Origin of the sequence: Actinocorallia longicatena, from assembly GCF_039534125.1 — a bacterium.
GTDB lineage: Bacteria > Actinomycetota > Actinomycetes > Streptosporangiales > Streptosporangiaceae > Actinocorallia > Actinocorallia longicatena.
The window spans coordinates 22505-29693 of the sequence record NZ_BAAAUV010000048.1; the positions used below are offsets into that span (position 1 = coordinate 22505).

8 protein-coding genes and 1 pseudogene are annotated in these 7189 nt (G+C 70.2%); 7 read left to right on the forward strand and 2 right to left on the reverse strand.

Annotation, left to right across the window (positions count from 1 at the left end; all coding sequences use genetic code 11):
• Positions 1-19: 19 nt before the first annotated feature.
• The 6 genes from ABD785_RS39705 to ABD785_RS39730 all read left to right on the forward strand — a co-directional run bounded on the left by ABD785_RS39705 (position 20) and on the right by ABD785_RS39730 (position 4612).
• On the forward strand, positions 20-1174 hold the full coding sequence (locus ABD785_RS39705; protein WP_344839631.1) for an acetoin utilization protein AcuC: 1155 nt from the start codon (positions 20-22) through the stop codon (positions 1172-1174).
• 74 nt (positions 1175-1248) lie between these two features.
• Complete coding sequence (locus ABD785_RS39710; RefSeq protein WP_344839649.1) at positions 1249-2010, forward strand: phosphatase; 762 nt, start codon at positions 1249-1251, stop codon at positions 2008-2010.
• 110 nt (positions 2011-2120) lie between these two features.
• Entirely contained in the window at positions 2121-2324 is a 204-nt protein-coding gene (locus ABD785_RS39715) for a helix-turn-helix domain-containing protein (protein ID WP_344839635.1), read from the forward strand.
• Positions 2325-2536: 212 nt separating this feature from the next.
• Positions 2537-2635 carry a 30S ribosomal protein bS22 gene (locus ABD785_RS39720; RefSeq protein ID WP_012854759.1) on the forward strand — a complete coding sequence of 33 codons (99 nt, stop codon included), beginning with the start codon at positions 2537-2539 and terminating at the stop codon, positions 2633-2635.
• A gap of 37 nt (positions 2636-2672) precedes the next feature.
• Positions 2673-3698 carry an NAD-dependent epimerase/dehydratase family protein gene (locus ABD785_RS39725; protein WP_344839637.1) on the forward strand — a complete coding sequence of 342 codons (1026 nt, stop codon included), beginning with the start codon at positions 2673-2675 and terminating at the stop codon, positions 3696-3698.
• Complete coding sequence (locus ABD785_RS39730) at positions 3695-4612, forward strand: lysophospholipid acyltransferase family protein (protein ID WP_344839639.1); 918 nt, start codon at positions 3695-3697, stop codon at positions 4610-4612. Before ABD785_RS39725 ends, ABD785_RS39730 begins: the two co-directional genes overlap by 4 nt.
• A 43-nt stretch (positions 4613-4655) precedes the next feature.
• On the opposite strand, the gene ABD785_RS39735 is transcribed toward ABD785_RS39730, so the two are convergent.
• Positions 4656-5525, reverse strand: coding sequence for an HAD family hydrolase (locus ABD785_RS39735; RefSeq protein WP_344839643.1), 870 nt, complete (start codon positions 5523-5525; stop codon positions 4656-4658).
• 124 nt (positions 5526-5649) lie between these two features.
• Positions 5650-6222, reverse strand: coding sequence for a sigma-70 family RNA polymerase sigma factor (locus tag ABD785_RS39740; protein WP_344839645.1), 573 nt, complete (start codon positions 6220-6222; stop codon positions 5650-5652).
• Positions 6223-6390: 168 nt separating this feature from the next.
• Here ABD785_RS39740 and ABD785_RS39745 point away from each other — a divergent pair.
• A pseudogene (locus ABD785_RS39745) lies at positions 6391-7189 on the forward strand (putative quinol monooxygenase); the annotation flags it as partial.

Below are 7189 nucleotides of genomic sequence, written 5' to 3' on the forward strand. Positions count from 1 at the left end.
ACGCGCTAGATTTGATCTCATGCGGGTCTACTGGGATGACAAGCTGCTTTCCTACGACTTCGGGCCCTCGCACCCGTTGAACCCGGTGCGAGTGGAGCTCACGATGAAGCTCGCGGAGCGGCTGGGCGTGCTCGAACACGTCGAGCTCCACTCCTTCGAGGCGGCGGGCGACGGGCTGATCTCGCTCGTCCACGACCGGGCCTATGTCGAGGCGGTGAAACGGGCGGGGGACACCCTCCGTGCCGAACCGGCCTTCGGGCTCGGCACGATGGACAATCCGATCTTCGCGGGGATGCACGAGGCGTCCTCGCTCGTGGTCGGGGCGACCGTCGCGGCGGCCAGGGCCGTCTGGGAGGGCGAGACCGAGCACGCCGCGAACATCTCCGGCGGGCTGCACCACGCCATGCCCGCCTCGGCCGCCGGGTTCTGCATCTACAACGATCCGGCCGTCGCGATCGCCTGGCTGCTGGAGCACGGGGCGTCCCGCGTCGCCTACGTGGACGTGGACGTCCACCACGGCGACGGCGTCCAGGAGGCCTTCTACGACGACCCCCGGGTGCTGACGATCAGCCTGCACGAGTCGCCGAGGACCCTGTTCCCCGGCACCGGCTACCCCCACGAGTCAGGCGCCGACGGCACCTCGGTGAACGTCGCGCTCCCGCCCGGCACCACCGACGAGCAGTGGCTGCGGGCCTTCCACGGGATCGTGCCGCCGCTGCTGCGGGCGTTCGAGCCGGAGATCCTGATCACCCAGCAGGGCTGCGACGGCCACCGCGACGACCCCCTGGCCCACCTCTCCCTGACGGTCGACGGCCAGCGTGCCGTCTACCGGACCCTGCACGACCTCGCCCACGAGACCGCGGGCGGCAAGTGGGTCCTGACCGGGGGCGGCGGCTACGAGCTCGTCCAGGTCGTCCCGAGGGCCTGGACCCACCTGCTGGCCGTCGCCGCGCACGCGCCCCTCGACCCCGCGACGGCCTGTCCGGAGGAGTGGCGGGAGTTCGCGCGGAACCGTACCGGCGAGATCGCACCCAAAGTCATGACAGACGGCGCCGAACTGGAGGTAACGACGTGGGGCAAGGGCTTCGATCCGGCCAACCCGATCGACCAGGCGGTCCTGGCGACCCGCCGGGCGGTCTTCCCGGAGCACGGCCTGGATCCGCTCCTGGACTAGACCCCGCTCGCGCCGCATCGGCCCGCGAAGAACCGGCCCGCGCCGAACCCACCCGGGACGAGCTGCGGGAACACCTGCTCAGGACCTACATCGCGGGCGAGGTGGCGACCCCGCGCCAGAGCAACCTCCGCAACCTGCGCAAGATGGCCGCGGGCGACCCCTACTACCAGTTCGGCCTGAAGCTGGGCGAGTGGAGCTTCGAGGCCGGCCTGGAGATGATGGCCCGCCTGGTCGGGATCAGCCCCGACCCCGGCCACTTCTACGGCGACGACACCATCGACGTCGAGCTCACCCTCGACGGGCTCGACGCCATGGCCGGGCACCTGGCCCGCGCCGCTGAGGCGAAGAGCAAGGTCATCGTGGCGACGGGCCACCCCACGGGCCTGCTCCCGGTCCACGTGGCCGTGGCGGCCGCTCTGAGGGCCGCGGGGTGCATGGTCCTGACCCCGGCCGAGGGCTGGAAGTACGAGGTCCCGACCCCGGACGGTCCCCGCGAGCGGAAGATCAGGTACTTCGAGGACGTCGCGGTGCTGTCCGGCGGCGGGTCGCTGCACCACACCCACGACAGCGCTCCGATGGAGGAGATGCTGGCAAACCTCGCAGGCGAATCCCGGCATTGGCCGGATTTGGTCATCGCCGACCACGGCTGGGCCGGAGCCGCGGGAGAAGCCGGAATCACAACGGTGGGATTCGCGGACTGCAACGACCCCGCCCTGTTCGCCGGGCATGTGGTGGGAAAAATCGACGTCGCGGTGCCCCTCGACGACAACGTGCTCCCGCGGCACTACGCGCCCCTGACGGGCTACCTGCTGGGCCGTGCGGGCCTGTTGGCGTAAAGAACCCTCTTGCGACTCTGGTGACACGATTTACGCTGGATGAAGTACACGCCGGTGATCAAAGTCACCCAAAGGGCAGGTGGCGCGCCGCGTGTGAAAGAGGGCGTCCCATGGGCTCAGGTGAGCGACCTCTCAGCGAGGTGAGGTTCCTGACCGTCGCCGAGGTGGCTGCGGTGATGCGCGTGTCCAAGATGACCGTCTACCGCCTGGTGCACTCGGGCGAGCTGCCGGCCATCCGGGTGGGCCGCTCGTTCCGCGTTCCCGAACAGGCCGTGCACGACTACCTCCGAGAGGCCTACATCGAGGCCGGGTAGCCGGCGCCGGAACCCGCCTCCCGCACGAGGGTTCCAGCGCTTAAGGACGGCAGGTATACGAGATCGACACCGGCGGCCGGGAGGCCGCCGGTACTCCTCACGTTGCGGACGGCGGTAGTCTTGGGCGCTGGGCTGCGATATCGGCCCGGTTTCCTGCACGCCCCATGACGGTCATCCCCGCGTTGACCGGCGCAAGTTATTAGTGAGGTTTCGTGGGCTCCGTCATCAAGAAGCGCCGCAAGCGTATGGCCAAGAAGAAGCACCGCAAGCTGCTCAAGAAGACGCGCGTTCAGCGTCGTAACAAGAAGTGACACCGTTGCTCTAGAGCCGTGAGGGGTGGGCCGCACAGTGACTTCTCTGCGCGCCTCCACGAGTGCGGCCCGTGTGGTGCTGGTCACCGGTGTCTCCAGGTTCCTGGGTGCACGGGTCGCGAACACCCTGCAGGCGGATCCGGGGATCGAGCGGGTCATCGGCGTCGACACCGTCGCGCCAACGACCTCCCTCGGACGCACGGAGTTCGTGCGGGTGGACATCCGCACCCCGAGCATCGCCAAGGTGATCGCCTCTGCCGAGGTGGACACCGTGGTGCATCTGAACCTCGTGACCGCCGCGGCGGGCGGCCGCGTCCCGATGAAAGAGATCAACGTCATCGGGACGATGCAGCTGCTGGGGGCCTGCCAGCGCTCTCCGCACATGCGGAAGCTGGTGGTCCGCTCCTCGGCCGCCGTCTACGGCTCTTCAGCGATGGACCCCGCCGTCTTCGGTGAAGACGACGAACCCCACGAGCCCCCGACCTCCGGCTACGCCAAGGACGCCGTCGAGGTCGAGGGGTACGTGCGGGGACTCAAGCGCCGCCGCTCCGACCTCACGGTCTCGGTCCTGCGCTTCGCCAACTTCCTCGGCCCCGACGTCGACTCGCCCGTCACCCGGTACCTGCGGATGCCCGTGGTGCCGACCGTGCTCGGCTTCGACCCGCGGCTGCAGTTCCTGCACTCCGACGACGGGGTCGAGGTCCTGCGCCGGATGACCGTCGAGGAGCATCCGGGCGTGTTCAACGTCGCGGGCGACGGCGTCCTGCTGCTGTCCCAGTGCATCCGCAGGGCCGGACGTGCCCCGATGCCGCTGCCCTCTCCCGCCTTCGCGATGGTCGGCGACACCGGCAAGCGCATGGGCGGGCTTCCCGCCTTCTCCGCCGAGCTCCAGCGCTGGCTGACCTACGGCCGGGTCATCGACACCTCCCACCTGGTCGCCGAGCTCTCCTGGCGGCCCAAGTACGGTACAGAGGCGGCCTACGTCGAGTTCCTCCAGGCGCACGGGCTGGGCAGCGGCCTTCCGCTGAACATCTTCGACCGCCTCACCGGAGGCCTCTCATGATGAACGCCGAGAGCGACGATCTCGACCGGGTCGCCCCGGTCATCCCGCTGAACGCCCCGCGCGCCCCCGAACCCGAGCGCAACCCCGTCGAGAAGGCCCTGGCCTCCTCGCTGGCGTTCCTGCGCCGCCGCCTGTCCGGCGAGTACGAGATCGACGAGTTCGGGTTCGACCCCGACTTCACGGCCTCGGTCGTCATGCCGGTGGCGCGGCTGCTCTACCAGCACTGGTTCCGGGTCGAGCTGCACGGGCTGCACAACGTCCCGCAGAAGGGCGGCGCGCTGCTGGTCGCCAACCACTCCGGCACCATCCCGATCGACGCGGGGATGCTCCAGGTCGGCGTGCACGACGCCCTCGACCGCAATCTGCGGCTGCTGGGCGCCGACCTCGTCTACCAGGTGCCGTTCCTGGCCCATCTGTCCCGCAAGTCGGGGCACACCCTGGCCTGCAACTCCGACGCCCAGCGCCTGCTCGACAAGGGCGAGCTCGTCGGGGTCTTCCCCGAGGGCTTCAAGGGCGTCGGCAAACCGTTCTCCGAGCGGTACCGGCTCCAGCGCTTCGGCCGCGGCGGCTTCGTCTCGACGGCCCTCCAGGCCGGGGTGCCGATCATCCCCTGCGCGATCGTCGGCGCCGAGGAGATCTATCCGAAGATCGCCGACCTCCAGCCGATCGCCCGGCTGTTCGGCCTCCCCTACTTCCCGGTGACCCCGACCTGGCCGCTGTTCGGCGCGCTCGGCCTGGTGCCGCTGCCGTCCAAGTGGATGATCCAGTTCGGTGAGCCGATCTCACTCGAGGAGTACTCGGCCGACCAGGCCGACGACCCGATGACGATCTTCAACCTGACCGACCACGTCCGCGAGAACATCCAGCAGATGCTCTACGACCTGCTGCTCCGCCGCGGCCCCGCCTTCTTCTGACCCGTCCGTGGCAGTGATCGCCGCCGGTCGGCCCGGCGGCGGACTACGCCCCGCGGTAGTGGCGGCGCAGGGCGATGCCCGCGGCGACGCCTCCGGCCAGGGCGCCGGCGCCGGCGGCGGCCGGGAGGGCGACGAAGGCGACCTTGCGGCCGGTGCGGAAGTCGTGGATCGGCCAGGCGTTCTCGCGGGCGTGGTCGCGCAGGTCGCCGTCGGGGTTGACGGCGTGCGGGTGCCCGACGACCGTCAGCATCGGCATGTCGTTGGAGGAGTCGCTGTAGGCGGCGCAGCGGTCGAGGATCAGGTCCTCGCGGGCGGCCAGCGCCCGGACGGCCTCGGCCTTGGCGGGACCGTGCAGCAGGTTGCCGACCAGCTTGCCGGTGTAGTGCCCGTCGACGGTCTCGGCGACGGTGCCGAGGGCCCCGGTCAGCCCGAGCCGGCTGGCCATGACCCTGGCGATCTCGACAGGGGTGGCGGTGACGAGCCAGACCTGCTGGCCGGCGTCGAGGTGGGTCTGGGCCAGGGTGCGGGTGCCCTGCCAGATCCGGTCCTCCATGACGTCGTCGTAGATCTCCTCGCAGAGCCGGACCAGCTCCCCGACGCTCTTGCCCGCCACGAACTGGAGCGCGGCCTCGCGGGCGGTGCCGATGTGCTCGGCGTTCTCGGTGCCGCGCAGCCGGAAGGCCGCCTGGCCCCAGGCGAACATGGCCAGGTCCCGCGTGGTGAACATCTTGCGCTTGGCCAGCCCGCGGGCGAAGTGGTAGATCGACGCGCCGCGCATCATCGTGTTGTCGACGTCGAAGAAGGCCGCGGCCGTCGCGTCATGGGCGGGCCAGGGCCGTGACTCGGCCGCCTCCGCCGCCGCTTTGCCGGCGCTCACCGGATCCTCCACCTGACGCTGCCAGAATCGACGCATGTCACGAGCCTAATCTTCGAAGACGCCCTGCTCCGCGATTCGCGGCGAATCGCGACCGTTCTCACATCAGGGTGACCACCCGGTCTCGGCCCGAAACGTCCGCCCAGGGTGGACCTCCGTGGTCTCATGCGGCGGAACGGGGGTCGGCGGGCAGCCGTCGGGCCAGTGAACGGACGGCCCTGTGCTGGAGGGCCTTCACCGCGCCGCTCTTCCTGTCCATGATCGTCGCCGTCTCCGCGACGGTCCGCTCCGCGAAGAAGCGCAGTTCCACGCACTGACGCTGCTCCTCACCGAGATCCACCACGGCCGCGAGCAGCATCGCGCGGCCGAAGGCGTCCAGGACGTCGCGTTCGGGACCCTCGACCGAGCCCTCGGGCGGCGCCTCGGTGACGGTCTCGAACCGGTACCGGCCGGACCGGTAGTGGTCGGCGACCAGGTTCCGGGCGATCGTCAGCAGCCAGGCCCCGAAGTCGCGGCCGGTCCAGGTGAAGCTCTCGATGCGGCGCAGGGCCCGCAGGAAGGTCTCGCTCGTCAGGTCCTCGGCGAGTGCGGGGGAGCCCGTCCTGGACAGGACGTAGCGGTGAACCGCGGCGCAGTACTCCGCGTACAGCTCCCCGAAGGCCTCCCGGCAGCCCGCCCGGGCGCGCTCGACCACCAGCGTTCGATCCGCGAACGCGGCTTCGGCTGGGGAGCGCATGAGGTCTCCAGAGGGAGGGGTTTGTGACCTAAGGCACGGAAACTCACCCTAGATACGCGCGAGTAGATAGGGCAATGGGCTCGTAGTTGGAAAAACCCAGAGAAATTGCTTTGCCGGTACAGCCCACTCCGGTTCATCGGGCACCATGGGGGCGCGATGGTGGAAGGCATGGTGGCTCTCGTGGCGACCCTGGCTGCTCTGGTGGGCGCCGGGTTGCTGGTTCAGGCTGCCCTCCGCGAGCGCAGGCGGCACCTGTTCGTCTGGGCCGCGGCCGTCGGGATGATGGCCCTGTCGCTGGCGGCGACGGGCGTCGGGATGCTCGGCGGGTTCGGCTCCGTGACCTTCCGGACGGCCCAGGCCACCGGGGCGCTGCTGGCCCCGATCCTGCTCGGCGTGGGAATGGTCGAACTCCTCGCGCGGCCGGTCCAGGCCCGGTTCGCCGCCCGGCTGGCCGCGATCTCCTACGGGCTGATCGCCGTCGTGGTCCTGGCCTTCGACCCGATCAAGAACAAGTTCGGCGAGGGCGTCCCCGACCCCTACGCCTTCTACGAGGCTCTGCCGAAGGCGCTGCTGATGGGCGCGCACTTCGTGGTGGTGACCGGGCTGCTGGCGGGAGTCGCCGTCGCGGCCTCGCGCAAGGGCCAGGCCCCCGGCGCGCACGCCGAGCTGCTGCCCCCCGTGGGCATCGTCGCGGGCGCCGGGCTGGTGAACATCGCCGGGATCGTTTATCTCCCGGGAATGCTGAAGATCGTCGCAATGGCGGCGGGCGCGGGAATGGCCTGGTACGGCACGGACCAGACGGTCCCCGCGACGGACGAGGAAGAAGAGAGAGCCGAGGCCGGAATGGATCACCCGCCGCACCGTCGCGATCCCCGCGCGGACGAGCCGCAGCCGCCGCGCGCCAGGCCCCGCCCGCCGCAGCCCGGTGAACACGCCGTCCTGCTGGGTGAAGATGTTCCACGCGATG

Bases quoted from the DNA above. Each gene is read 5' to 3' on its own strand.
- ABD785_RS39730 (WP_344839639.1), top strand. From the start codon at position 3,695: ATGATGAACGCCGAGAGCGACGATCTCGACCGGGTCGCCCCGGTCATC.
- ABD785_RS39735 (WP_344839643.1), bottom strand. From the start codon at position 5,525: ATGCGTCGATTCTGGCAGCGTCAGGTGGAGGATCCGGTGAGCGCCGGC.
- ABD785_RS39705 (WP_344839631.1), top strand. From the start codon at position 20: ATGCGGGTCTACTGGGATGACAAGCTGCTTTCCTACGACTTCGGGCCC.
- ABD785_RS39715 (WP_344839635.1), top strand. From the start codon at position 2,121: ATGGGCTCAGGTGAGCGACCTCTCAGCGAGGTGAGGTTCCTGACCGTC.
- ABD785_RS39740 (WP_344839645.1), bottom strand. From the start codon at position 6,222: ATGCGCTCCCCAGCCGAAGCCGCGTTCGCGGATCGAACGCTGGTGGTC.